Source organism: Nocardia ninae NBRC 108245, assembly GCF_007990755.1.
GTDB classification, from domain to species: domain Bacteria; phylum Actinomycetota; class Actinomycetes; order Mycobacteriales; family Mycobacteriaceae; genus Nocardia; species Nocardia ninae.
Genome location: NZ_BJXA01000084.1, coordinates 1 through 25,197 on the forward strand (window position 1 = coordinate 1; position 25,197 = coordinate 25,197).

Consider the following 25,197-nt stretch of genomic DNA (forward strand, 5'->3'; position numbering starts at 1 on the left):
CCGCGCCGCCCCGACCCGACTGCCGCCGCGCCGCTCTCGGCCGCGCAGCAGCGGATCTGGTTCCTGGAGCAGCTTTTCCCGGATCGGGCGACCTACACCATGCCGCTGGCGCTTCGCCTGCGCGGCCACCTCGACGTCGCGGCCCTGCAGGGCGCGCTGTCGCTGGTCGTGGCCAGGCACGAGTCGCTGCGCACCAGCATCGAAGTGCGCGACGGTGTTCCGGTCCAGGTGGTCGGACCGGTGGCGCCCCTGCCGATGACCATGGTGTCCCCGGGGCAGCTCGATGCGGAACGACCGCTCGCCGACGCGATCGCGCAGGTGGAGCAGTTCAGCCGGACCGTGTTCGACCTGTCCGGTCAGCTGGTCGAGGTGCTGCTGGTGCGGTTGAGCGAGGACGATTCGATCTTCGCGGTCGCGATGCACCACATCATCTCCGACGGCTGGTCGCTCGGGGTGTTCGCCACCGAGCTGATGTCGGCCTATGCCGATCTGACCGCAGGCAGGCACCAACCCGAATTGCCCGCCCTGCCATTGCAATACCCCGACTATGCGACGTGGCTCCAGGATCTCGCCCAGCAGGACAAGTTCGGCGCCGACCTCGACTACTGGCGCGGCGTGCTCGGCGACGAACCGCCGCTGGTCACCTTCCATCCCGACCGCCCGCGCGCGCTCGAGCCGGAAAACCGCGGCGCCAGAGTGCCGTTCATTATCCCGGCGCCGGTGCTGTCGGGGCTGCGGTACCTCGCCGACGAGGTCAGGGTGAACGATCGACCGGCCACCCTGTTCATCGCGCTGATGGCGGGATTCAAAGCGCTGCTTCGCTATTACACCGGCGCGGAGGACATCACCGTCGGCACGCCCATCGCGGGCCGCAACCGGCCGGAGATCGAGCCGCTCATCGGGTTCTTCGTCAACGCGCTCGCCTTGCGGACGGATCTGTCCGGTGCGCCGACGTTCCGCGAGCTGCTCGCCAGGGAACAGCGCGTCGTCTTCGACGCGTTCGACCACCAGGAGGCGCCGTTCGACCTCGTCGTCGAGCATGTGCGGCCCGATCGGGAACTCAGCCACTCGCCACTGTTCCGCACGGCCGTCGTGCTGCAGAACACCGCGCTCCCGGAACTCGCGATCCCCGGACTCAGCGCCGAATACGTCGAAGTCCATTCGGGCACTACCAAATTCGACGTGCTGGTTACTTTGCGTCAGGTCGGCGCGGAACTGGTCGGCGCCTTCGAATACGACGTCGATCTCTACGACGAGCCCACCGTCGTCGCCATCGCCCGGCACTTCGTCGCCCTGCTCACCGCCGTGGTCGCCCAGCCCGACACCGCACTGCCGGAGCTGGACCTCCTCGAGCCGGCCGAGCGGGAACGCGCGCTGGCCGCGGCATTGCCCAGTGAGCCCGCCACCGAGCCAGCCCGGACGCTGCCCGAACTCTTCGCAGCGCAGGCGATCCAGACCCCCGACGCGGTGGCGCTCACCTTCGGCGACAGCGCACTGAGCTACGCCGAGCTGGCGGCCACCGCCGATCAGCTGGCGCAGCGCCTGCGCGCCCGCGGTGTCGGCCGCGGCTCGTTCGTCGGCATTCACCTCGAGCGGTCCGCCGAGGTGGTCGTCGCGATCCTCGCGGTGCTGCGGGCCGGCGCCGCCTATGTGCCGCTCGACCCGATGTATCCGGCCGACCGGATCGAGTTCATGATCGCGGATTCCGGTGCGCGGCTCGTGATCAGCCACAGCTCGCTGGTCTCGGCGGCGGCATCGGGCCCCGAGCTGCTGCTTATCGACCGGTCACCGGACGAGACCGTGCCCGATCTGCCGTTGGCGACGGCCGAACCGCACGATCCGTGCTACGTGATCTACACGTCGGGCTCGACCGGCGTCCCCAAGGGCGTGGTCATCGAGCACGCCAATGTGGTTCGCCTGTTCGCCACCACCAGGCGCTGGTACGACTTCGGCCCGCAGGACGTGTGGACGATGTTCCACTCGTACTCCTTCGACTTCGCCGTCTGGGAGATGTGGGGCGCGCTGCTGTACGGCGGCCGATTGGTCGTGGTCCCCGGCTCGGTCAGCCGGTCCACCGCGGAGTTCGCCGAACTGCTTGCGCGCGAACAGGTCACGGTGCTCAACCAGACCCCGTCGGCGTTCACCCAACTGCTGCGTGCGCTGGAGAACGCACCGGGCACGGAGCTGTCGGTGCGCTGGGTGATCTTCGGTGGCGAAGCGCTCGATCTGTCCACGCTCACACCATGGTTCGACCGCTACGGCGAGTCCGCGCGGCTGGTCAACATGTACGGCATCACCGAGACGACCGTGCACGTCACCTATCGCGAGCTCACCCGCGCGGATGTGGTGTCGGCGGCGGGCAGCCTGATCGGTGTCCCACTGCCCGATCTGGGCGTGCTGATCGTCGATCCGGCTGGTCGTCCAGTGCCTGACGGTGTGGCAGGGGAGATGCTGGTCTCCGGCCCAGGTGTCGGGCGCGGCTACCTGAACCGTGACGATCTCACCGCCGAACGTTTCGTGGAAAGCCCGGTGCTCGGCGGCCGCCGGGTCTACCGGACCGGTGATCTCGCCCGCCGCAGGGCCGACGGCGATCTCGAGTACCTCGGCCGGATCGATCAGCAGGTCAAGGTGCGCGGCTTCCGCATCGAACTCGGTGAGATCGAGGCCGCGATCACCGCGCACCCGGGCGTCGACCAGTCGGTTGTGCTGGCGCGCAAGGACACCGGCGGAAACCTCTCTCTGGTCGCCTATTTCACCCCCGGCGACGCGGCCGCCGACGCGGCCGAGGCGGAACAGGACCAGGTCGCCAACTGGCAGATCGTCTTCAACAGCACCTACCGCCAAGGTCACGACGGTGCCGCCGATTTCGATATCTCCGGGTGGAACGACTCCTACACCAACGCCGCCATCCCCGAGGAGCACATGCGGGAATGGGTCGAGGCCACCGTCGCCGCGGTGCGCACGCTCGCACCGCAGCGCGTCCTCGAAATCGGCTGCGGCACCGGCCTGTTGCTGTCTCGGCTCGCACCGCAGTGCGCGGTCTACGACGCCACCGACGTCTCCGCCTCGGCCATCGAGAACGTGCGGACCAAGATTGTCGCGGGCAACCGGGATCTGGAGCACGTCCGGCTGGACCTGTGCGCCGCCGACGAACTGCCCTACGACGTCGCGGGCCCGTACGACGTCATCCTGATCAACTCGGTGGTGCAGTACTTCCCGAGCGCCGACTACCTGACCCGGGTGCTGGACTCGGTGGCCGGCCTGCTCGCCCCCGACGGCGTGCTGTTCGTCGGCGACGTCCGCGACCTCACGCTCAGCGAGTCGTTCCACGCGACCGTAGAGGCGACCAACGCGCCGTCCGCCGGTGCCGCCGAGCTCGCGCCTGCCGTGCGCGCCGCTCTCGACCGGGACGCCGAATTGGTCATCGCGCCACAATATTTCGAGGACTTCGTAGCCGCGCACCCGTCGCTGACCGGCTCCAGGATCCGGCTGAAGCGCGGCGAGCACCTCAACGAGATGTCCCGATTCCGCTACGACGCGGTGCTGTACGCGGGCGAGCGCGGACTACCGGTGCGCCCGAAACTGCTCGACGCCACGACAACGCCGCAGCAGCTGGCGGACCTGCTAGAGCGCGACCGTCCCGCAGCGGTGCTGATCGCCGATGTTCTCGACGCGCGGGTAGCCGGTCCACTCGCGGTGGTCGCCGAGTTGCAGCGCGGCCGGGCCGGTGCGGCCCAGATCCGGGCCGCCCTCGCCGATTCCGGTGGCGTGAACCCGGAGGACTACCTGGCCCTCGCCGATCGGCTGCCGTACCGCTTCGAGGCGCTGCGCCGCCCCGGCGGCCGATACGACGTCGTGGTGACCGGCTGGGACGTCCCCTTGCCGGCCATCCCGGCGGCCCGGGACGCCGAATGGCCGGACGATCTGGTCATCTCGGATCCCTTGCGCGTCAAGGCACGGGACGATCTGGTCGTCGATGTGCGTGCTCACCTGGCCCGGCGACTGCCGCAGCACATGGTGCCCGCCGCGGTGCTCGTGCTGGACGAATTCCCGTTGACCACCAACGGAAAACTGGACCGTCGCGCACTGCCCGCCCCGGTCCTGCGCCGCAACACCTTGGAGTACGAGCCGCCGCGCACCCCGCTGGAACAGCGGGTCGCGGGCGTCTTCGCCCACGTCCTCGGCATCCCGCGGGTGGGTCGCGAAGACAACTTCTTCGACCTCGGCGGTCACTCGCTGCTCGCGGCGCAGCTGATCCTGCGGCTGAAACAAACCTTCGGCGAAGACATTCCGCTCGGCTCGCTCTTCGCCCGGCCGACCGTGGCCGGTGTGGTCGCCCTGCTCGCCGGGGAGACCGCGGCGGAGGAAGCGATCGATCTCGAGGCCGAGGTGGCCACGGCGATCGAATCATGGCCCGCCGCACCGTGGACCGCCACCCCGCACAGCACGGGCGAGGTGCTGCTCACCGGCGCGACCGGCTTCGTCGGCGCCTTCCTGCTTCATGAACTCCTGGCACGCACCGATTCTCGCGTGCATTGCCTGGTGCGGGCGGACAGCAAAGAAGAGGGGCTGGCACGGCTGGCCGCCACCTTCGACAGCTACGAACTGTCCCGCGTGGCGTTCGACCGGGTGATCCCCGTCCTGGGCGACCTGGCCGAGCCACGACTCGGGCTGTCCGAGAAGCAGTTCCTGCTGCTGGGCCGCACCATCGACGCGATCTACCACAACGGCGCGCAGGTGAACTTCGCGCTGCCGTACCGGGTGCTGGCGGCGGCCAACATCCAGGGCACCCAGGAGCTCATCACGCTGGCCCGAACCAGCGGCGCGCCACTGCATTTCGTGTCCTCGCTGTATGTGCTCGGCCCGGGTGACGCGGTCGACGGCCGGGTCGCGGCACCGCTGCCCGCCCAGGACCCCACCCAGCTGTCGCTCGGCTATCTGCAGAGCAAGTGGGTGGCTGAACGTCTGGTCACCGAGGCGGGCGAGCGTGGCCTGCCGGTGAGCGTGTTCCGGCTCGGCCGCATCGGCGGTGACAGCCGCACCGGTGCCTGCCAGACCAGCGACTTCTTCTGGCTGCTGGTCAAGGCCAGCCAGGAGGTGGGTCTCGCGCCCGAGGTGGACTTCGCCGTCGACCTGGCCCCCGCCGACTTCACCGGCGCGGCCATGGTCGAACTGGCCCGCGACGCCGAACCGGGCACGCACATCTACCACCTGCGCAACCCGCAGCCGTGCGGCTTCACCGACGCGATCGGCTGGCTGCGCGAAAGCGGCCGGCCGGTGCGCCTGGTCGCCCTCGACCAGTGGCGCGACGCGATCGCCGCGCACGCCGCGAGCGCGGGCCCGGGGTCGGCGTCCTTCAGCGTGCTGAGCCTGCTGAGCGCCAACGGCGGGCTCACCCCGCTGATCCAGTTCGACGTCGACCAGGCCGTCACCGCACTGGATTCGGTGGGCGTGCAGTGCCCGCCGGTCTCCCGTGACCTGTTCATCCGCTACCTGGATTACTTCCGCAAGGTCGGCTTCCTCGCCGCGCCGTCACCACAGGAGGTCGGAGTATGACCACAACACTGCTCACCGGGGGCGCGCTCGAGTACGACACGTTGGTGCGCGCGCTGACCAACCAGGCCGCGCTGCGACCGGATCGGGTCGCGTACAGCTTCCTGCACTACCCGGATTCGTCGTCCCAGCACGGCGAGACCGAGTCGCTCACCTACGCCGAGATCGACCGTGCGGCACGGGCATATGCGGCCACCCTGCTCCAGGTCGCGCGCCCCGGCGACCGCGCGGTGCTGCTCCTTCCGCCGGGCCTGGAGTACGTGAAGGCGTTCTTCGGTTGCCTCTACGCCGGGATCATCGCGGTGCCGCTGTATCCGCCGAGCGCGCACAACTCCAACGGGCGCATCGACGCGGTCTGTGTCGACGCCGACCCGGCCTGCCTCGTCACCACCGACGGTGCACTGGCCAATGTGACTGCCTGGCTGGATAATTCGCCCACCGACACCACCCGCCTCATCGTGACCACCGGCGAGGTGGACGAGAAGCTCGCGATCGACTGGGAACCCGTCCTGGTGGACCGCGAGCAGATCGCCCTGCTGCAATACACGTCCGGCTCCACCCGCACGCCCGCCGGGGTGATGGTGCCGCATCGCGGACTGCTGGACAACGCCAGGCAGGTCTACGAAATGATGTATCACGTCGGCGTCTCCGCCGACGAGGAGGTCGGTTTCGTCAGCTGGCTGCCGCTGTTCCACGACATGGGCCTGATGGTCGGCGTGATCATGCCGATCATCAACGGCCATGGCGTGGTGCAGATGTCGCCGACATCGTTCCTGCGCAGGCCGCAGCGCTGGCTGCAGGCGATCAGCGACCACCCCGCGCAGGTCTTCGCGGCCTCGCCGAACGTCGGCTACGAGCTCTGCGCCGAACGTATCGGCCCCAAGGAGCTCGAAGGCATCGATCTGAGCCGGTGGCGGTATGCCCTGTCCGGCGCGGAGCCGGTGCGGGTCAGCACCATCGAGAAGTTCCATGCGGCCTTCGCCGACCACGGCCTGGCGCGGTCGAGCCTGATCGCCGGGTACGGGCTGGCGGAGTCGACGCTGATCGTGTCGGTGAACTGGCGAACCCTGTCCGGCGTGCAGACGCTCACGGTGGACCGCGAGGCGCTCGCCTCGGGCCAGGTGGTCGTCGCGCAGGACGGCGCGAGCATCGTCAGCGGCGGTGCCGCGGCGCCGGGCACCACCATCCAGATCGTGGATCCGGAGACCAGGGAGCCGCTGCCCGAGGACCGCCTCGGCGAGATCTGGGTCGCGGGCCCGGCCGTCTGCACCGGGTACTACAACCGGCCGGAGGAGACCGAACACACCTTCCGCGGCGAGCTCGCGCCGCGCGACGGCAAGTACTACCTGCGCACCGGCGACATCGGCTTCCTGCACGACGGCGAGGTCTATCCGACCACCCGGCTCAAGGACCTGATCATCATCGATGGCCGCAACTACTACCCGCCGGATCTGGAGGACGCCGCCGAGCAGGCGCACCCGCTGGTGCTGCCGGGTCGCTGCTCGGCGTTCTCCGTCGAGGTCGGTGTGCAGGAGAAGATCGTGGTGCTGATCGAGGCCAGGATCCCCAGCGACGACGAAGCCACCGCGCAAGCACTGCGAAACGCGGTGCGCCAGGCCATCTTCACCGTTCACGACGTCGGCGTGCACGAGGTGGTGCTGCTCGGCCCCGGCGCGATCCCGCGCACGTCGAGCGGCAAGATCCAGCGTTCGGCCTCGCGCACCGCCTACCTCGACGGCACGCTCCGCTTGCCGGGTGCGAAGTGACCACCGCCCTCGCCCCGCACGGCGACAAGCTGACCTGCTTCACCGCGGCGTTGGCCAGCGCGCTCGTGGCCCGCGGCGAAACCCGGTGGTGGCGGCCGCTGCTCGCGGGCGGCCCGACGCTCGCGGTGAGCCCCGCCGAGGACGATCTGCTGCTGTTCGAGCACGACGCCACCCCGCCGCTGCCCGCCCTCGGCCTCCGGGTGAACGGCACGGACGACTGGGCGACGGCCTATCACGCGCTCGAAGAGCAAGTGGCCGAGCGCGGTTCGGTGGTCCTGCTCGCCGACATCTTCCACCTGCCGTGGCAGCACGGCTACCAGCGCTGGCACGCCCCGCACTGGCTCGCCATCGTCGAGACCCTCGACGGCTGGGTGGTGGAAGACCCGCTCACGATGACCACCGAGCTCGGCAAGCAAGCCGGGCAACGGGTTCCGGTGCTCTCGGCGGGGGAACTGCGCGACTGGTCGGTGGGTCTCGGCGCGGACGACACCGTCGCACTGCTGCGAGAACGAGCGATGGCCGGTTCCAACGCGATTCATGCCGGCCGGACCTACCGGTGGCTCGAATCCCATCCGGTCGCGCCGCTGTCGCCGCGCGAGGACCGTCTCGTCGGCGGCGACGCACTGGTGGCGCTGGCCAGCCGCTACCAGTTCGCCGCGACACCGGACGATTTCACGCAGCTGGACGATCTGTGGCAGGCACTTCGCCAGCGCGAACTGCTGCTCTGGGCGGCCGACCTCGATCCCGAGCTGCTCGATGCCGATGGTCGCGACCACTGGGAACGCGCGGTGACGCAATGGCGCAAACTGCCGCCGCTGCTGATGCACGCGAGGATGCGCGCCGCCGGCGGCCGCACCGTGCACACCGCGCACATCGCCGAAACTTTGCTGTCACTGGCCGAATTCGAAGGCAAGCACCTGGCCTTCGCACACCGTCCCCGTACGGAGGGGGAGTAGCCATGGCGACCGATGTGGCAGTAGAGCTTTCACCCGCCGACGGCTACGTGACGTGGACGCAGCGGGCGAAGGCGCTTGCGCGCGAGCCCGGTACGCCCGCCGTCGCGGTGCGGATGGCACTGCTGGCCACCTACACCACCGACTTCCTCGCCGAACTGCTGCCGGTGGCAGGCGCCAGGGCCGGGTTGACGCCGGAACTGCTGTCGTTTCCGTTCGGTCAGGTCGAGCAGGTACTGCTCGCGCCCCAAACACCGTTCCGCGAGGGCGATTACGTGGTGCTGGCCGGTACGCACCACGACATCACCGGCACGGTGGACGAGACCGTCAACCGCTGGGTCGGCCTCTGGGACGCGGCCGCGCGCTCCGGTGTCCGGGTCGTCCAGCTTGGTTTCGCGCCGCCCGCGGTGGACGCTTACGGCCCGGCGGCCTGGCGCGCGCCGCAATCGCTGTCCCATCGGGTTCGGGAAGTCAACGCCCGGCTCGCCGAACATGCCGCGGGCCGAGTGCTTTTCGTCGACGTCGAGCAGCTGGCCGCCCAGGTCGGCTTGCGGCAGTGGGAAGACCCGCGCAGCTGGTACCGCGTCCGCCAGCCGTACGCACCGGACAGCCTGCCCTGGCTCGCCGCGGCCATCGCCGACACCATCGCCGCCGACCGTGGCCGTTCGGCGCGCTGCGTGGTCGTCGACCTGGACGGCACCCTGTGGGGCGGCATCCTCGGCGACGACGGCATCGACGGCATTCGCGTCGGCACCGGCGCGGACGGCGAGGCGTTCGCCGACTTCCAGCGCTACCTGCGCGCACTGACCGAGCGCGGCGTGCTGCTCGCGGTGGCCAGCAAGAACGATCGTGACCTCGCACTGCGCGCCATCGCAGAAGCCCCGGGCATGGTGCTCCGGGTCGAGGACTTCACCCACATCGTCGCCGACTGGCGGCCCAAATCCGAACAGCTGCAAGAAATCTCGGACAAGATCCGGCTCGGCCTGTCGAGTTTTGTGTTCGTGGACGACAATCCGGCCGAATGCGCCCAGGTCGCCGCGGCACACCCGGAGGTGCGCGCGCTGTGCCTGCCCGCGTCCGCCGCGAAGTTCGCCCCCGAACTGGCGGCGCTGCCGTGGCTGCACCCGGGCTCGCTGTCCAGCGAGGACTTCACCAGACAGCGCTCCTACCAGGCCCTCGCCGCCGCCGAGCGGACCGCGACGGACAACCTCGACGAGTTCCTGGCCGGTCTGGAGATGGTGGCCACCATCGAGCCGATCAACAGCACCACCCTCGACCGGGCGGCGCAGCTGATCGCCAAGACCAACCAGTTCAACCTGACCACCCGCAGGCACACCCAGACCCAGGTCCGCAAGATCGCCGAGGACCCACAGTGGTTCGCAGCCACGCTGCGCCTGCGGGACCGCTTCGCCGATCACGGCATCGTCGGTGTGCTGCTCGCTGAAGACCTCGGCGGCACCGTCGAGATCGACACGCTGCTGCTCAGCTGCCGGGTGATCGGGCGGAACGTGGAGAACAATCTGCTGGCCGCCGCCGCCGAATGGGCGCTGGCACAGGGCAGTTCGCGACTGGTGGGCCGGTATCTGCCGACCGCCCGCAACGCGCTGGTGCGCGATCTGTACCCCGGGCAGGGCTTCGCGCTGGACGCGGAGTCCGAGCAGGGGTCGGTGTTCGGTTACGACCTTTCGGGCGGCGTGCCCGCACGCAGCCCGCATGTGCGAGAGGCGCAGGTGCAACATGGCTACTGATCTGATGGAACAGTTGCTCGAGCTGTTCGCCGAGGTGGTCGGCGAGCCGGCCGCACACGGCCCCGACACGGTCCGCGCGGACATGGACACCTGGGACTCGCTCGCCCAGGTGCGGCTGGTCTACGCGGTGGAACGCGCCTTCGGCGTGGAACTTCCGGAGCGCACGCTCACCTCGGAGCCGTCGCTGGCCGAGATCGCCGCCATCGTGGCGGCCGCACGGCAGGAGCGGGTGTCATGAACAGCAGGGTGTTCCGGGTTACCGATACCGATGTGGCGACCTACGCCGCTGCGGTCGGCGATCGGAACCCGCTGCACGTGGACAACGACTTCGGCCACCGCTCGCCGTACGGCAGGCCGGTCGCGCACGGCGCACTGGTGGTCACTCTGGCGCTGGCCGCGCTGGCCGAGACCACCGATCCGATGGCGGTGCGTGATATCCGGGCGACGTTCCGGCAGCCCACGATTCCCGGCCGTCGCTACGAGGTCGACTGGACGGTGTCGGAGAGCGAGGCCCGCGGCCGGGTCAGCTTCGGCGGCATCGAGGTGGTCGGCATCCGATGCAGGCTCGGCTCGGTGCTGCCGTGGTGCGGCCCCGCCGCCGAGGACGAGCCGCGCCGTGATGCCCCGCGAGTACTCGGATTGGCCGATGTGGCAGGCGATTCCGCGCAGTCACCCGGCCAGGAGCGCGGTTCGTACTCGGTGGACTATCCGCTCATCGCGGGACTCGTGTCGCGGGTCATCGGCGGTCGCGTTCCCGAACATGTTGCGGCGGTGCTCGGTTGGGCCAGCTACTGGACCGGCATGTGCACGCCGGGCCGGGACGCCCTGCTCGTCGCCTGCACCGTGGTGTTGCACGGATCCGGTTCCGGCGCCGTCGCATTCGAGACCGCCGAACCCGAGGTGGACCGGCGATCCGGGCTCGTCACCTTGCGTGCGGGCATGCGCTGCGGCGCCAGTGCCGACGTCACGGTGCAGAGTCTGATCAGGGAGTCGGTGCCCGGCCCGGACCCGGCCGAACTCGCCGCGGTGCTGCCGCCGTCGGACACGCTGGCCGGGCGCACCATCCTGGTCGTCGGCGGTAGCCGCGGGCTCGGTGCCGCGGTCTCACTGGGTTTGGCGAGCCAGGGTGCGCGCGTGCTGGTGAGCTGCACCCGGGCGCCCGAGGTGCTCGCGTCGGCCTCGCACGCCTACCGGGATCGCTTGTGGCCGGTGCTCGCCGACGCCAGCGACGGGTACGCGCTGGGCGCGGCATTGCCGGAAGGCCCCCTGGATGGCGTGGTTCTGCTTGCCGCACCGGCCATTCCAACGCTGCCGCTGGCACCGGACGCGGTCGAAACCGCCGCGCAGTTCATGGCGGCGAGCACCCGGCTGGTCTTCGCTCCGCTGTCGGTGTGCGTGCCCCGGCTCCGCAAAGGAGCGACCGTGGTGATGATCTCCTCGGAGGCGGTACTCGCGCCACCGCGCTGGTGGCCGCACTACGCGGCGGCCAAGGCTGCCGTCGAGGGTCTCGCGGAATACGTTGCGCGACACCATCCCTGGAACGTCGTGGTGGTACGGCCACCGCGACTCTGGACCGACCTGACGAACACGCCGGGCGGACGAGCCGTGAGCAATCCCATCGCACCGGTCGCCGCCGACATCGTCAACGCGTTCTCCGCGCAAGACGTTGTCGCCGGGGAAGTCTCGGTGCTCGGCGCCGCCGGTTGGGGCGCACCATGGCCAATTCTGAGTGAGGAGGTGCGGGATGCTGGAGATCGCCGACCTGAACAAGTCGTACGGTAGGAAACAGGTCCTCACCGGTATCGATCTGACCGTGCGGCCCGGCGAGATCGTCGGACTGCTCGGCCCCAACGGCGCGGGCAAGACCACGACGGCCTCGATCGTCTCCGGGCTGACCGCCGCGGATTCCGGCACGGTGCGCATCGACGGCATCGACATCCGCAGCAAGCCACGCCAGGCGCGCCGCAAGCTCGGCCTCGCGCCGCAGGAGCTCGGCGTGTACCCGACACTGACCGCCGAGGAGAACCTCATCTTCTTCGGCAGGCTGATGGGTGTCGGTCGCAAGGACCTGACCGCGCGCATAGCGGAGGTCGGCGAGCGGCTCGGCGTCACACCCTTCTTACAGACGCGGGCGCACCAACTCTCCGGTGGCCAGCAGCGGCGACTGCATACGGCGATGGCGTTGCTGCACGAGCCGGATGTCCTGTGGCTGGACGAACCGACGGTCGGCGCCGATGTTTCGGCGCGTCAGGACCTGCTCGCCGAGGTGCGCAACCTGGCCGACCAGGGTGCCGCCGTCGTGTACGCGACGCACTATCTGCCCGAACTCGAGGTGCTCGACGCGCGAGTGGTCGTGCTGCACGAAGGCCGAATCCTGGCGCAGGGCAGTGCCTCGGATCTGGTGGAGGAGTACGCGCAGGCGGCGGTGAGCCTCGAGTTCTCGGCGGCCATCCCCGCGAGCCTCGGCGGGTTCCTCGCCGCGCCCGGCGCCGCGGTGCTGGAGTCGAAGCGATTGAACATTCCGACCAACACCCCGGGACAGCTGCTCGCGCAGTTGTTCGCCACCTTGGACACCGACACCGACCAGCTGCTGGCCGCGGAGATCCATCACCCGAATCTGGAAAACGCCTACTTGGCGATCATGCGCGCAGCGCAGGACGCGGTCGACCAGCCCGTGGAAGGAATCCGAGATGCTGTTGCATGACTCTGCCGTCGATCGGGTGCGCGCGTTGTCCTGGGCGGATCTGCGCCGCATCCGCTCCGATCCGGCCCAGCTGATCGTGATGATGGTGCTGCCCATCGGCATGATGGCGTTCCTGACTCCCGCGAACCGGGCGCAGTTGCGGTTGACCGGATACTTCGACGCCACCGGTATCGAGCAGTCGGGACCGGGCACGATCGTGCTGTTCGCGTTCTTCATCACGACGCTGCTCGGCGCCTCGTTCTTCCGCGAACACGAGTGGGGGACCTGGGATCGGTTGCGGGCCGCGCCGGTGCGCGCAGTGGAGGTGATCCTCGGGAAGTCGTTCCCGTCCGTGCTGTTCTCGGTGTTCCAGCTGACCTTCTTGTGGTTGGTCGCGTTCACACTGTGGGACCTGCACAGCAAGGGTTCGACCTGGCTGCTCGTTCCGCTCACCGCGTCGCTCGCCGTCGCGACCTGGGGATTCGGCATCGCCCTCGTCTCGCTGTGCCGGACCATCGATCAGCTCGCGATCATGGCGCAGGTCGGCTCACTCGCCATCGGTGGTCTCGCCGGCACGATCACCCCGCGCGACACCCTGCCCGCGTGGGCCCGCGCGTTGTCGCCGTACACGCCGCAGTACTGGGCGCTGAAGGGATATCAGGACGTCATCTTGCACGGCGCCGGCTTCGGCGACATCGTCAAGCCGTGCTTGATCCTGCTCGCCGTCGGCGTCGCGGGCGGACTGGTCGCCCTGTTCAAATTCCGGCTCAACCACAGCAAGGTCGGCCGGAGCTGACGCGCTACTCGATCGGCTGGGTGATCGCGTTGTGTTCGTCGTTGATCAGGTGAAACGCGGAAGCCAGGTCATCGAGCGCGGTCTGCCAGAGCGGTTCGGTGCCGTCGCCGTGCGGGTTGCCGCTGCTCAGTGAGAGCAGCACCTGCGCGGCCTCGGCGGCCCTGGCCGCGGCGTCGAGCAGCACCGGGGCCTGGTCGGAGGTGTCGCGCGGGGCCAGCGCGTCGATCCGGTTGTGCAGCCAGTGCGCGTCGAAATGGGCCTGTTCGGTGGCGTTTTCGCCGTCCAACGCGGGCTGGGTGCTCGCCGCGGTCCAGCGCCTGGCCAGCTCGTTCTGGTCCGGCGCGGTGGTGACCGCGGTGCGCAGTTCACTGCTGAAGACCCGTTGCAGCAGCGCCGCCAGCTTGGCGCGTTCGACCGCGGTGTCGTTGTGCGCGGGGACATCCATCTCGCCCGGGTCGATATGCAGCACCGCGAGAATTGCCCTCAATTGCGCGATCGTGGCCACTCAACCCCTGCCTTGTCATGACTCGCCGAGCTGCTCTCGGCTACCACCCGACCCCCGGTATACCGAACGATTAACTAAATGATAGCCGCACGGTGTCAGCGCGGCACCGCAAACGCCGCGCGAATGCTGCGGTGGCGGCGCCGGTCATAGCCTGCTGCGCAACCGATCTCGCGTCGCGTCTGGTTGTGCCTTGAATCACCGCCACCCCGCTGGCTGATATAGAACGATCCCTCTAATATCGAGTTATGAGCAATCGGGAAGTAGTAGAAAAGTTCTATCTGGCAACACAATCCGACGACGCCGCCGCGATCCTCGACGCGCTGCACCCACGGTTCACGGCTCGCATCGCACCCGGGATGCCCAGCGTCACCGACACCGCGCCGGAAGGTCCGATGGCCGCGCTGAACGGAGTGTGGGGGCCGGTGTTCGGTGACTTCGAGATCGCGCCGTTCGCCGAGAACTGGTACGAGGCGCAGGACGATGCCGTGATCGTCACCGGGCATTACCGCGGCACGGCCCGCGCGACCGGCAAAGCCGTGGACGCCGAGTTCGCGCACGTCTGGCACGTTTCGGACGGGAAAATCAGTGCGTTGCACCAGTACACCGACACCTGGTGCTGGCGCACGGCCTCGGCCGAGTGAGGGGTGCCGCGACGGCTCCGCGGACGTCGCTGCGTGCCGGGCTGGACCGAACCTCGGGTGTGCCATGGTGACCTCATTCCGAAACATCGATGCCTACACATCTACGTTCGGTCTGGCCCCCCGTCTGGATTGACGGCGCGCCGAAGCAATATCGGCGGGCCTGTCGCCTCAGCCCTCGGAGTCGGCCGTCGCCACCATGTCGAGAACGAGATCCTGTAATAGTCGGCGCGTCGCATGCGCCTGCGCGATCAACGCCTCCGACGACCCCCCTTCCGCCAAATCGACCAGCTGATTCATCAGATGGCACACGGCGACCAGCCGTCGTACGGCCTGCCGCCGCTCACCGCAAGTGAGGTCGGTACGCATACAGTCCCCATCGCGCCACACCGCCCCACCGTTTCGGCCGCCACGCCGTGCGCAACCGCCGCCCTCGAGTTGCTACACCAGTTCGACTGTCTGCCGCGCCGATCCGGATTGTGGTAGCGAAGTCTCATGTATCCCGAGCCGGGCGAAGTCCTGCATTTTTCCGAGGACCCGACCATCGAACACTTCGTGCCGCATGTGGCGCCGTCCGCGCGTCAGCCGGAGGCCTATGTCTGGGCTGTGGATCGGGCCCGTTCTCCCGACTATTGGTTTCCCCGGGCGTGCCCGCGCGCCATGGCGTGGGTTACGCCGAGCACGACCGCTGCCGATCGCACCGCCATCCTCGGGCCCGGCGGGGGAGAACGGGTGCATGCCATCGAATACGGCTGGCTCGATGCGCTGCGCCAGGTAACACTTTTCGCCTACCGCCTGCCCGCAGCGCCCTTCCGCCCCTTCGGCTCACCGGTATCGCACGCGCACGTGGCGACGGTGCCGGTCGAGCCGTTGGCACCTCCGCACAAGGTCGGCGATCTGCTGAAGTTGCATGAGGAAGCCGGGATTCAGCTGCGCATCCTGCCGAATCTGTGGGACTTCTGGGATGCCGCTACCGCCAGTTCGCTCGGTTTCAGTGGCATCCGGCTGCGTGCGGCGCGACCTCGGGCTACGGGGTGAGGTCGAGGACCGCCGCCCCGGTGGCGAAGTCGGTTGGTGCCGAGGTGTGGTCGTGCACGATGAGCCACTGCCCGTCGCGCTTCTGGAAACAGGCGGTCCAGCGGAACCAGAGGTCGGTCTGCCGGCCGTCGGCCATGGTGCCCATCATCCGGTTGAGGCTGCGGCTGAAGGCGAGATCACCACCGATGGTGATGTCCAGGTCGCGGATCTCGAAATTGATCGGGCCGGAGAAGTTCTGGAAGGTCTCCTCCCACGGTTTGCGATAGGCGTCCGTTCCGACGAATCGCAGCGGCGGCACGATATCGAACGACACCGTGTCCGCGGAATGGATCGCCATTGCCGCGTCCACATCGCGATCCCGGAACGCCGCCACCCACTTATCGATCACAGCCCGGATCTGCGCCTCGTCCGTCGCGTCGGTCATCATTCCCCTCCAGCTTCCCCCGCCGAACGATCAGCAGGCACGTTTGGTCGAAACCCACCCTGCCAGAAGCCACCGACAGATTCGGCCGGCCGCTAACCGGGCTGCCAGAACGTGAGGTCGCTGCGCGGGTGCGTCGCCACCCACTCGGAAAGGCCGCTGCCGGAACGGAGCCCGCCCTCGATGACGGCGCGGTAGATGTCGATGGATGGACACCGCGGGATCGCTTCGCGCTGCATCAGCGACTTCAGCTCCAGAATCGCGCGCCGGGTTTCCGGAGTCAGCACGTCGCGCAGCGGACGCACCAGTTGCGCGGCGCACGGACCCGGATGATCGCGGGCCAGCGCCCACATGTCGATCTTCCAGTCGGTGCCGTCGGCGGCGCGGTAGTCGAGCCGCCAGTACAGCCCTTCGTCGGCGTCGTTCAGGTGGTTGCCGAACCGCGCCTTGCGCACCCCGTCGAGCATCGCGCAGTCCCGCAACACGGCGAAGCCATCCTCGATCCGTGGTGTGTCGCAATAGATCTCCACGTCGATATCCGGCGCCAGCGCCAACTCGCAGGCCACCGCGCCCACCAGGACCGGCGTCCCGAACTCCTGCCAGCGCTCGAAAAGCCGCAACCGGCCGAGGATCTCGTGCGCTTGCCTGATCCGTTCCCGGCTCTGTTCGAGGATATCGGGCGTCTCCGGACTCACGCTGCCGACAATACGACAGCGGTCACGTACTCAGCGTCGATGGACCTCGACTGCGGCGCGCACGCCACTTTCCAAGGCGCCTTGGATCCACGCGGTGTCGAGGCTGGTGTGGTCACCGGCGAAATGTGTTCTGCCTTCGACCGTTCGGGTGGCGCTGTGGTGGTCGTGCAGTTGGCCGGGGGTGGGGATGGCGGCCTCGCCGAGCGCGTAGCGGGCGCGCACCCAGCTCTGGGTCAGGCCGACGCCGGTGAATTCGGTGTCCACCCGCGGGCCGAACAGTTCGCGCAGCCCGGCCATCGCGAAGTGGATCCGTTCGCCCTCGGTGAGCGAATCCCAGCGCATCGCATCGTCGGCGAAGGTGTAGGACGCCAGCACCACGCCGCCGTCGGAATCCTCGACGTGCGAGGGGAAATAGAGGTTCCGGCTCGGCGAATCCGTGATGCAGCGGCCGCCGCGGAACCCGGTCGGTCCCTGCTCCCAGAAGCGAGTCTTGAACTCCAGCAATACTTTTGTCGCCGCGTCGTGGTGCAGTTCGATGATGGCCCGGCGCTTGCCGTAGGACAGTGGCGGGTCGAAGGTGCAGAAGCGGGCGGCGGTGAGCGGGATGGCCACGATCGCGTAATCGGCCTCGAACGACTCGACCGGACCGGTCGGCTGACCGTCGGAGCTCTCGTCGCCGGTCTCACCGGTGGTCCAGACCCGTACGCCGTGCTCGGTCTGTTCCAGCCGGGTCATTCGCTTACCCATCAGGATGGCGGGCCCGAGTCGCGCGGTCAGGGCGTCGGTGAGCGAGGCCATGCCGCCCGCCAGTTCCCAGTAGGTCGCATCGGACGGGATCAGCGTGTGATCGACGAGCGGGAAGACGACGCTGTGCCGCAGGCGAGCGGTCAGGTTCTCCAGCGTGCCGACCGCCTCGATACGTTCCTTCGGCCAGCCCTGCTCCCTGAGATAGCGTCGCAGGGAATGGTTTTCGTAGGTGTGCAGCAACTCCGTCCATCCCTCGACCTGCCGCTCGATCGGCTGGTCGGCCAGCAGCGCGACCTGACGCAACGCGGCACCGAGGACTTGCCGGCTGGCGGCCGGCAATCCGCAGCCGAAGCCCGCGTGCACCGCACCCGGGTTCGCGGCGTATTCGCCTCGGGTGGTGGTGATTCCGTTGACCCTGATCAGACCGCGCCCGGCCGCGGGCGGTGGCACGTAACGCTGCCTCGGCCCATTGGACCACTCCTCGCCGGTGCGCGATCGATAGAACACCGGGGGAGTCGCGGGAGTGGGCGTTTCCACGAGCACGTCGGAGTTGTAGAACGGCCTGCGCGGCACCCCGAGCTTGTCCGCGAGCGCCAACACCATCGGGTGCGCACTGGACAACCGCATCGCGCCCGCCTCGGCGTGCAGGGCAGGATCGGTGAAGACGCCACGAAAAGTCTTGACCCGCCCACCCGTTCGATTCCCGTTGGCCTCCAGCACCGTGACCTGATGCCCGGCTTCGGCCAGCAGATTCGCCGCGCTCAACCCCGCAGGCCCGGCCCCGACGACAATGATCTTCTTGCGCCGATCCGTCGCAGGCAGACCGGTATCGACGAGGATCTTCAGGTAGTCCAGCGTGCGGTCGTTTCCGTTCTCATCGACCCCGAGCAGCTGCCGGGCGAGCGCTGCACTGCGGTCACGCCCGGCGTTCTCGGAAGCGGCCGGCGCGCACGCCGTCGCCGCAACAGCGCCGGAAGCGACGGCCCCCAGGGCGCCGCGCATCAGACGGCGCCGCGAAACTCTACTCTCTGCCAATCCCCAACCTCCCGCACCGTGGAGCCGCTCCGCCATGACGGCCGCAGACGGTACCCGAATCCGCAGGCCCCACCGGTGAGCTCGACCCCCCGGCCGGTGGCAAGGGCGATTCGTGGCAGATGCGCACTGCCAGTCAACTTTTCGCTGATCGGTGATAGAGCATCCGGGCACGCGCCGCATCGAGCGGTTTGTCGCGGTGCAGTGGCAGGAAGTGCTCCAGCTGCCATACCTGCGCGCCGGCCGCCTGACGGTTGGCGGTGTGCGCCCACGGCGGATAGACGCGGAAGGCCCGTTTCCCACCGTCGCCCCCCGACGCGAGGACCCCGCGCTCGTGCAGCACGTGCGAAGGAAAGACGAACTGGCCCAACTGATCCCGCTCCCGAGTGCTGATGACGAAGAGGTCGATGGGGTCGGTGCGGTCGAAGGGCTGGATCGGCCCACCCGGGGACCGCTTCCACACGGTGACGAATTGCCCGACTTTGGTGGGGGTCGTCTTGGCCGCGCGAAACCGGATCGAGCGGCCGTCGACGGTGAACGAGTGGGCGGCGTACGCGGCGCTCTCGGCTTCGGGGATCGGTTGTGAGCAGGCGAATCCGCACGGGTCGTACACGAGCGCTTTCGCCGTGTGCAGGTCGCCGTCGATGACGGTCGTCGACCATGGCGTCAGGTCGGCGGGCGGTAGGTCGGTGGCGCGCTCGCCGTTCATGATCACGCGGCCACCTTGGCATGGGCCACCGACAGAACTCGGCGGGCCGCAATGGCCGAGCCGGGCCTTCTCGAAGCTGGTACAGCAGTCGCGCCCTGCTTCGCCGGTGTGGGGAGTGCTGCCGTTCCGGGTGAGTAGCGCTGTCCCGGAATTCAATTCCGTTGCGGGGGATGGGTGCGGGCCAGCACTATTCCGGTATGCGTTTCTCGATCAACATTCCGAACTTCGGGGACTTCGCCGATGCCAGGACGGTGGCGATGGCGGCAGTGGCGGCGGAACAGGCGGGCTGGGACGCGCTGTTCATCTGGGACCACGTGGTGCACGACAAGGAGGAGCGGCGGGGGCAGCCGTTCGGTGATCCGTGGATGCTGCTCACTGCGGCAGCGTTGGCGACGTCCCGGATCAGGCTGGGTGCTTTGGTTACCCCGGTGGCTCGGCGGCGGCCGGAGCAGCTCGCCCGCCAGGTGGCGACTTTGGACTCGCTCAGTGGTGGCCGGGTTATCTTCAGCGCGGGCCTCGGTGGCCCGGTAGCGGACGAATTCGGCAGCTTCGGCGAGCCGACCGATCCCGTCGTGCTCGCCGAGCGTCTGGACGAAGGTCTGGAATTGTTGCAGCGCTACTGGTCCGGCGCGCGAGTCGACCATCTCGGCAAGCATTACGAGGTCCGGGACGTCACGTTGCTGCCCGCCTCGACGCAGCAGCCCCGCCCGCCGGTCTGGATCGGTGGGTTCTGGCCCCGTCGGCGCCCGTTCCGCCGAGCCGCGCGCTGGGACGGCGTCGTCCCCCTGTTCACCGGCGCGAGCCACGGGCATGTACCGCCCGTCGATGAGCTGCGTGAGGTCGTCACCTATGTGCACGAACATCGAAAAGAACACCAGGACAAGCCATTCGAGGTCGTAGTCGGCGGCGTCAGTCCAGGCGATCCCGATAAGGCGCGAGACCTGATCGCCCCACTCTCCGACGTGGGCGCGACCTGGTGGGACGAACGCCAGCTGATGACCACCGATGCTCTGCACCGACTCGCACCGATCATGCGACGCATCAATCAGGGCCCTCCCACCCTTTGACGGACTGGCTACCAGCCGGGGTGGCCTCCTCCGCCCCAGCTACCATCGGACGCGATGCATATCGACTTGATGCTCGATTCACTGGACGGGCTGTCCGTGGGGGACGCGTTGGGTGCGGAATTTCCCGTCATGCGACGGTCGATTCCGGATCTCGGCACCGACAATCTCCCGGCAGGCCCGTGGGGCTGGACCGACGACACCGAAATGGCCTGCTCCGTGGTCGCCGAGCTCGGCCGCCACGGCGGCATCGACCAGGATCGGCTGGCCGCTGCCTTCGCACGACGCTTCGACCCGCGCCGTGAGTACGGCTTCATCGCCGTCAGCACGTTGCGTCGGATTCGGGAGGGCGCGCACTGGCGGGAGGTGTCCGGCGCGGCGTACGACAACCAGGGTTCCTGTGGCAACGGTGGCGCCATGCGGGTCGCCCCGCTGGGCGCCTTCTACGCCGGTGACCCGAAAAGGATTGTCGCCGAAGCGGTCCGGTCGGCGCAGGTAACACATATGCATCGTGAAGGTGTCCTCGGCACGGTCGCGGTGGCACTCGCGGCCGGGCAAGCCGCGCACGCCCGGTTGAGCGGAACTAGGCCCACGCCAGCGGAGTTCATCACCGCCGTCCTCGACCGCCTCGACGACGGTGAGACGACCCGCCTGATTCACCGTGCCCGCGCCCTGCTCGGCGCCTCCGTTGCCGAGGCCGCGGCCGAACTGGGCAACGGTTCTCGGGTCACCGCGCAGAACACCGTGCCGTTCACGATGTGGGTCGCCGCAGCACATCTGCACGACTACCGGACCGCGATCACGACATGCATTGCGGCAGACGGTGATATCGACACGACCAGCGCCATCGTCGGCGGAATCGTCGCCGCCTACACGGGTACCGCCGGAGTGCCGCAGTACTGGCTCGCCGCGCGCGAACCGCTGCCCGACTGGTTCGATCCGCCACGCCGACGCAAACGTTCCGGCATCGGTCGCGTTCGGAGCTGGTTGACCGGCGCATCCTGAGGTGCTCGGCTGACCTGCGGGTCCCCCTGCCGGGTCGGCAGTTCGATTACTCTGACGACGTGGGGTTTACCGAATATGCGCCAGGTGACGTCGTCTACTTCCCGGAAGGGCCGTTCAGCGGTGTCTGCGCGGTCGTGCGGGCGGTCGACGCCGGGACCGCGAAGCTGCGCCTCGACTTCGGTGAGGGTGCGGTCCACCGGGAAGGGAATGTGCTGCGGGAGCGGCGGCACAGCCTGACCGTCGGATTCGACGAGATCGAGTTGGTCTAGGCACGCGTGTCCGCAAACGCTTCGCGGTCCACCGGTCGTTCGGTCGCCCTGCTCGTCACGCTCGCCGTGGGTCTGGTGGTTGCTTTCGTCGCCGCTCCTGGCAAGGTGGCGGCGAACGGCTCGAGCGAAAGCTTCGGTGATGAAAGCAGCCTTCGCGCGGCCCTCCGCGTGGCGTTCGTCGAATATTGGAGCTCCGGCGACCGGGACTTCCCGCCTGCCTTATCGGACGTCGTCGATTATTGGTTCCGCTACCACGTAGTCAAAGCCCTGATAGCGGCCGTTTTGCTGGTCGTGCTCGTGGCACTCGCGGTTCTGCTCTGGCGGGCATTCCTGCGTGGTACCCGAAACAGCCCGGCTCTCGCCTCGGCAGGCGGACTTGTCACGCTGCTCGCCCTCGCCTCATCAGTGCTGGTAATGGCCAACATCCAGGGTGCGGTAGCCCCCTTCTCCGCCCTGTTGCCGATGCTGACGACCGGCGCACCCGACGGGCCGCTCGCCGACACGCTCGACCAGATCCGCCTGCAACTCGCCGACTCCCTGAGTGCAGGTGGCCGAACCCCGCCCGCCCTCGACGTGATGATCAGCGATTTCGCCCGCTACCACCTGGCCATGGCCGTGATCGCCGCCGTCGCGACCCTCATCCTCATCGCCATGAGCATCGCGTCGTGGACAATGTTCGCGCGAACGAACTCGTCCGACAACCGATCCCGGCGTGTATGGGGTTCCTTCGGCGCGCTCTTCGCGGTGGTGTCGCTGGCCGCGCTCATCATCGCCGTAGTGAACACATCCACCGCCACAGACTCGGCCCCCGCCCTCCTAGCCTTCTTCGAGGGCAGTTGGTGAAGACCGCCAGCGCTGTCGGCACGCCCGAATCCGCGTCCGCACTGCTGCATTCCGCACTGACCGAGACTTACGGGGTCAGGACGGAATGGGCAGCGGCCGGCGCGGCACCGGCTCGGCGACGACGATCGACGTGGTCGTCTGCCCGAACATGAGGAACCCGTCGAGTATCTCCTCGAGTTGACCGATCGACGGTCCGTGCACCTGGAGCAGGAAGCAGTCCTCGCCGGTGATCCGGAAGCACTGCACCACCTGCGGTGTATCTCGGGCCGCCGCAACGATCTTCGGGAGCTGGCCGGGGCCGGGGCGGATGCGCACCAGCGCGGTCACCGGCATGCCGAGGGCGGCCGGGTCGACCTCCATCCGGAAGCCGGTGATCACGCCGCCGCGTTCCAGCCGCTGCACCCGCTCGGTGACCGCGGGCGCCGACATGCCGACCCGGCGGGCGAGCTCGGACATGGACAGCCGTGGATCCGCGTGCAGCTCGTTGAGCAGCCGCACGTTCACAGCGTCCAGCAGCCGCGATCGCCCGGTAAAGGAATCTCGACCGTTTTGCTTTGATTTTCCAGCCAACTCGAGCCATCTTCCTGGATAATGCCATTCCGGCAGTGGGTATTTCTTAGCAAGATACTCCGCATGACAACACCGTCCGGGCTCGCTACGCGGCGAACCGCACCGCGGGTGCCCGCGTCGGCCTACTTCGGCATCAGCGCGATCTTCCACTATCTGGGGCCCGCCTTCGCCGTGCTGCTGTTCGCCCGCGTCGACGTGCTCGGCGTAGCCTGGCTGCGAATCGCTGCCGCCGCAGTAGTTTTCGCGATATGGCGTAAGCCGTGGCGGCTGGTTCGTCGGCTCACGCCGGAGCAGCGGTGGGTACTGCTCGGGCTCGGTGTGGTGCTCGCGACCATGAACGCGACGTTCTACCTGGCCATCGAACGGCTACCGCTGGCCACCGTCGGGGCGATCGAGTTCCTCGGCACGATCGTGCTCGCCGCGATCGGTATACGCAACGGCCGCAACGGTATCGCCCTGGTGCTCGCCATAGCCGGGGTGGTCGCGTTAGTCGATATCCAGTTGGCCGGTGCACCATGGGGTTTCGTCTTCGCCTTCGTGAACTGCGCGTTGTTCATGCTCTATGTGGTCCTCGGCCACCGGATCGCGAACACCGACAGGGGACTGTCCGGCATCGACCAGCTCGCCGCCGCGATGCTGATCGCCGCAGTCGTCGCGACACCGTTCTGCCTCGGCTCGGCGATTCCCGCCCTCACCAGCCCGGCGGCGCTGTTGGCCGGCGTGGGCGTCGGCGTCTGCTCGTCGGTCATCCCGTATGTCACCGACCAACTCGCCATGGCCCGATTACGCCGCCACACCTTCGCATTGATGCTGAGCATCCTGCCCGCCGTCGCGACGGTGATCGGGATCGTGGTGCTCACCCAGATCCCCACCCTCCAGGAGTTGACCGGCATCGCGTTGATCGCCGTCGGTGTCCTGATCCACCAAGAAAGCAAGGAGTAGCGATGGAGTACCTCAGGTTGGGCATCTCCGGTCTCACCGTGTCCCGGATCTGCCTCGGCATGATGAGTTACGGCAGTCCCGACTCGTGGGCCTGGATGCTCGATGAGGATGCCGCGGCACCGATCGTCCGGCAGGCCGTCGAATCGGGCGTCACGTTCTTCGACACCGCGGACATGTACTCCGACGGGGCCAGCGAGCAGATCACCGGTCGGCTGCTCGCCCAGTTGTTTCCCCGCCGCGACGACTACGTGCTCGCCACCAAGGTCTACTTCCCGATGGGACCCGGCCCGAACGACAAAGGCTTGTCCCGCAAGCACATCATGTCCGCTATCGACGCCTCGCTCGACCGGCTCGGCGTCGACCACGTCGACCTGTATCAGATCCACCGCTGGGACAACGAGACTCCGATCGAAGAGACCATGAACGCCCTGCACGACGTCGTCACCGCCGGAAAGGCCAGATACATCGGCGCCTCCAGCATGTTCGCCTGGCAGTTCGCCAAGGCGCAGCACGTCGCCGAGACCAACGGCTGGACGAAATTCATCTCGATGCAGAACCACTACAACCTCGCCTACCGCGAGGAAGAGCGCGAAATGATCCCACTCTGCCGAGACCAGGGCGTCGGCATCATCCCGTGGAGCCCACTCGCCCGCGGCCTGCTCACCGGCTCCCGCGAACGCGGCGGCGGCCAGACCACTGTGCGCTCCGGCACCGACCCCATCGCGGACGCCATGTACACCGACGAGGACTTCGACGTAGTCGATGCGGTACGCAAGGTAGCCGCCGAACGCGACCTCCCACCAGCCCAGATCGCCCTCGCCTGGCTACTCGGCCGCCCCGGGGTAACCGCGCCGATCATCGGAGCGACGAAGACGAAGCACCTCGAAGATGCAGTCGCCGCGGTCCCGATCCGGTTGAGCGAGAAGGAGATTGCGGCATTGCAAGCGCCGTATCGCCCGCACCCCGTACTAGGCCACCAATAGCGCTGGCGTGGAACGACGTTCGCGCTAGGGTCCGCATACTCGATGTGCCGACGCCGCGCGCTGAAAGGCTTTGCCGGACCCACGCCCGTCCCATCGAACGATGCGAGTCAGCAGCCGCTCGCTCCCGGCGTGCTTTTCCGGCATCGGCGGACAGGCGGCACGTGACAGCGCCAAACAAGAGCAGGCACGCCCTGACGTCCCCCTCGGTGATCAGCAGCCCGCCGAACGGGACATGAC

23 protein-coding genes are annotated in these 25,197 nt (G+C 68.4%); 16 read left to right on the plus strand and 7 right to left on the minus strand.

Going from position 1 to position 25,197, the window contains the following annotated elements:
- The 8 genes from NN4_RS37305 to NN4_RS37340 all read left to right on the plus strand — a co-directional run.
- On the plus strand, positions 1-5,556 hold a 5,556-nt coding region (locus NN4_RS37305), incomplete at its 5' end, for a non-ribosomal peptide synthetase (RefSeq protein ID WP_147141020.1).
- Positions 5,553-7,319 (plus strand): fatty acyl-AMP ligase, encoded by a 1,767-nt coding sequence (locus tag NN4_RS37310; RefSeq protein WP_147141022.1) that lies wholly within the window; start codon positions 5,553-5,555, stop codon positions 7,317-7,319. The genes NN4_RS37305 and NN4_RS37310, both read left to right, overlap by 4 nt.
- The gene (locus NN4_RS37315) at positions 7,316-8,275 is read left to right on the plus strand and encodes a cysteine peptidase family C39 domain-containing protein (RefSeq protein ID WP_147141024.1); all 960 of its coding nucleotides are present in this window, start codon (positions 7,316-7,318) and stop codon (positions 8,273-8,275) included. Before NN4_RS37310 ends, NN4_RS37315 begins: the two co-directional genes overlap by 4 nt.
- A gap of 2 nt (positions 8,276-8,277) precedes the next feature.
- Entirely contained in the window at positions 8,278-10,020 is a 1,743-nt protein-coding gene (locus NN4_RS37320; protein ID WP_147141025.1) for an HAD-IIIC family phosphatase, read from the plus strand.
- The gene (locus NN4_RS37325) at positions 10,010-10,258 is read left to right on the plus strand and encodes an acyl carrier protein (protein WP_159080353.1); all 249 of its coding nucleotides are present in this window, start codon (positions 10,010-10,012) and stop codon (positions 10,256-10,258) included. The genes NN4_RS37320 and NN4_RS37325 overlap by 11 nt, the downstream gene beginning before the upstream one ends.
- Positions 10,255-11,802, plus strand: a complete 1,548-nt coding sequence (locus NN4_RS37330; protein ID WP_147141028.1) for an SDR family NAD(P)-dependent oxidoreductase — start codon at positions 10,255-10,257, stop codon at positions 11,800-11,802. Before NN4_RS37325 ends, NN4_RS37330 begins: the two co-directional genes overlap by 4 nt.
- On the plus strand, positions 11,765-12,724 hold the full coding sequence (locus NN4_RS37335; RefSeq protein ID WP_147141029.1) for an ABC transporter ATP-binding protein: 960 nt from the start codon (positions 11,765-11,767) through the stop codon (positions 12,722-12,724). The genes NN4_RS37330 and NN4_RS37335 overlap by 38 nt, the downstream gene beginning before the upstream one ends.
- The gene (locus NN4_RS37340) at positions 12,711-13,499 is read left to right on the plus strand and encodes an ABC transporter permease (RefSeq protein WP_107656203.1); all 789 of its coding nucleotides are present in this window, start codon (positions 12,711-12,713) and stop codon (positions 13,497-13,499) included. The genes NN4_RS37335 and NN4_RS37340 overlap by 14 nt, the downstream gene beginning before the upstream one ends.
- A 4-nt stretch (positions 13,500-13,503) precedes the next feature.
- On the opposite strand, the gene NN4_RS37345 is transcribed toward NN4_RS37340, so the two are convergent.
- Positions 13,504-13,986 carry a hypothetical protein gene (locus tag NN4_RS37345; RefSeq protein WP_147141032.1) on the minus strand — a complete coding sequence of 161 codons (483 nt, stop codon included), beginning with the start codon at positions 13,984-13,986 and terminating at the stop codon, positions 13,504-13,506.
- 263 nt (positions 13,987-14,249) lie between these two features.
- Between NN4_RS37345 and NN4_RS37350 the strand changes: the two genes are divergently transcribed.
- The gene (locus NN4_RS37350; protein ID WP_147141034.1) at positions 14,250-14,645 is read left to right on the plus strand and encodes a nuclear transport factor 2 family protein; all 396 of its coding nucleotides are present in this window, start codon (positions 14,250-14,252) and stop codon (positions 14,643-14,645) included.
- A 168-nt stretch (positions 14,646-14,813) separates the two neighbouring features.
- On the opposite strand, the gene NN4_RS37355 is transcribed toward NN4_RS37350, so the two are convergent.
- Positions 14,814-15,011 (minus strand): hypothetical protein, encoded by a 198-nt coding sequence (locus NN4_RS37355; protein ID WP_147141036.1) that lies wholly within the window; start codon positions 15,009-15,011, stop codon positions 14,814-14,816.
- 126 nt (positions 15,012-15,137) lie between these two features.
- On the opposite strand from NN4_RS37355, the gene NN4_RS37360 reads away from it, so the two are divergent.
- Positions 15,138-15,680, plus strand: a complete 543-nt coding sequence (locus NN4_RS37360) for a DUF6886 family protein (protein WP_147141038.1) — start codon at positions 15,138-15,140, stop codon at positions 15,678-15,680.
- On the opposite strand, the gene NN4_RS37365 is transcribed toward NN4_RS37360, so the two are convergent.
- From NN4_RS37365 to NN4_RS37380, 4 genes are all read right to left on the minus strand, one after another.
- Positions 15,670-16,104 carry a YybH family protein gene (locus NN4_RS37365; RefSeq protein WP_222595237.1) on the minus strand — a complete coding sequence of 145 codons (435 nt, stop codon included), beginning with the start codon at positions 16,102-16,104 and terminating at the stop codon, positions 15,670-15,672. The two genes, NN4_RS37360 and NN4_RS37365, sit on opposite strands and share 11 nt — an antisense overlap.
- 92 nt (positions 16,105-16,196) lie before the next feature.
- A complete protein-coding gene (locus NN4_RS37370; protein WP_147141043.1) occupies positions 16,197-16,796 on the minus strand; it encodes a hypothetical protein in 600 nt (199 codons plus the stop codon).
- A 30-nt stretch (positions 16,797-16,826) separates the two neighbouring features.
- Positions 16,827-18,578, minus strand: coding sequence for a flavin monoamine oxidase family protein (locus NN4_RS37375; protein WP_147141044.1), 1,752 nt, complete (start codon positions 18,576-18,578; stop codon positions 16,827-16,829).
- Positions 18,579-18,711: 133 nt separating this feature from the next.
- Complete coding sequence (locus NN4_RS37380) at positions 18,712-19,284, minus strand: MepB family protein (protein WP_147141077.1); 573 nt, start codon at positions 19,282-19,284, stop codon at positions 18,712-18,714.
- 197 nt (positions 19,285-19,481) lie between these two features.
- On the opposite strand from NN4_RS37380, the gene NN4_RS37385 reads away from it, so the two are divergent.
- The 4 genes from NN4_RS37385 to NN4_RS37400 all read left to right on the plus strand — a co-directional run bounded on the left by NN4_RS37385 (position 19,482) and on the right by NN4_RS37400 (position 22,465).
- Positions 19,482-20,351, plus strand: coding sequence for an LLM class flavin-dependent oxidoreductase (locus tag NN4_RS37385; protein WP_147141047.1), 870 nt, complete (start codon positions 19,482-19,484; stop codon positions 20,349-20,351).
- 54 nt (positions 20,352-20,405) lie between these two features.
- Positions 20,406-21,353 carry an ADP-ribosylglycohydrolase family protein gene (locus NN4_RS37390; RefSeq protein WP_246181296.1) on the plus strand — a complete coding sequence of 316 codons (948 nt, stop codon included), beginning with the start codon at positions 20,406-20,408 and terminating at the stop codon, positions 21,351-21,353.
- A 59-nt stretch (positions 21,354-21,412) separates the two neighbouring features.
- Complete coding sequence (locus tag NN4_RS37395; RefSeq protein WP_147141048.1) at positions 21,413-21,622, plus strand: hypothetical protein; 210 nt, start codon at positions 21,413-21,415, stop codon at positions 21,620-21,622.
- Between the two features lie 66 nt (positions 21,623-21,688).
- The gene (locus tag NN4_RS37400) at positions 21,689-22,465 is read left to right on the plus strand and encodes a hypothetical protein (protein WP_222595239.1); all 777 of its coding nucleotides are present in this window, start codon (positions 21,689-21,691) and stop codon (positions 22,463-22,465) included.
- 75 nt (positions 22,466-22,540) lie between these two features.
- On the opposite strand, the gene NN4_RS37405 is transcribed toward NN4_RS37400, so the two are convergent.
- Entirely contained in the window at positions 22,541-22,969 is a 429-nt protein-coding gene (locus tag NN4_RS37405; protein WP_281289452.1) for an Lrp/AsnC family transcriptional regulator, read from the minus strand.
- Between the two features lie 129 nt (positions 22,970-23,098).
- On the opposite strand from NN4_RS37405, the gene NN4_RS37410 reads away from it, so the two are divergent.
- Both NN4_RS37410 and NN4_RS37415 read left to right on the plus strand, forming a co-directional pair.
- Positions 23,099-23,977: an EamA family transporter gene (locus NN4_RS37410; protein ID WP_147141050.1), complete on the plus strand. Its 879-nt coding sequence runs from the start codon at positions 23,099-23,101 to the stop codon at positions 23,975-23,977.
- Between the two features lie 2 nt (positions 23,978-23,979).
- Positions 23,980-24,960 carry an aldo/keto reductase gene (locus tag NN4_RS37415; RefSeq protein ID WP_147141052.1) on the plus strand — a complete coding sequence of 327 codons (981 nt, stop codon included), beginning with the start codon at positions 23,980-23,982 and terminating at the stop codon, positions 24,958-24,960.
- Positions 24,961-25,197: the final 237 nt, after the last annotated feature.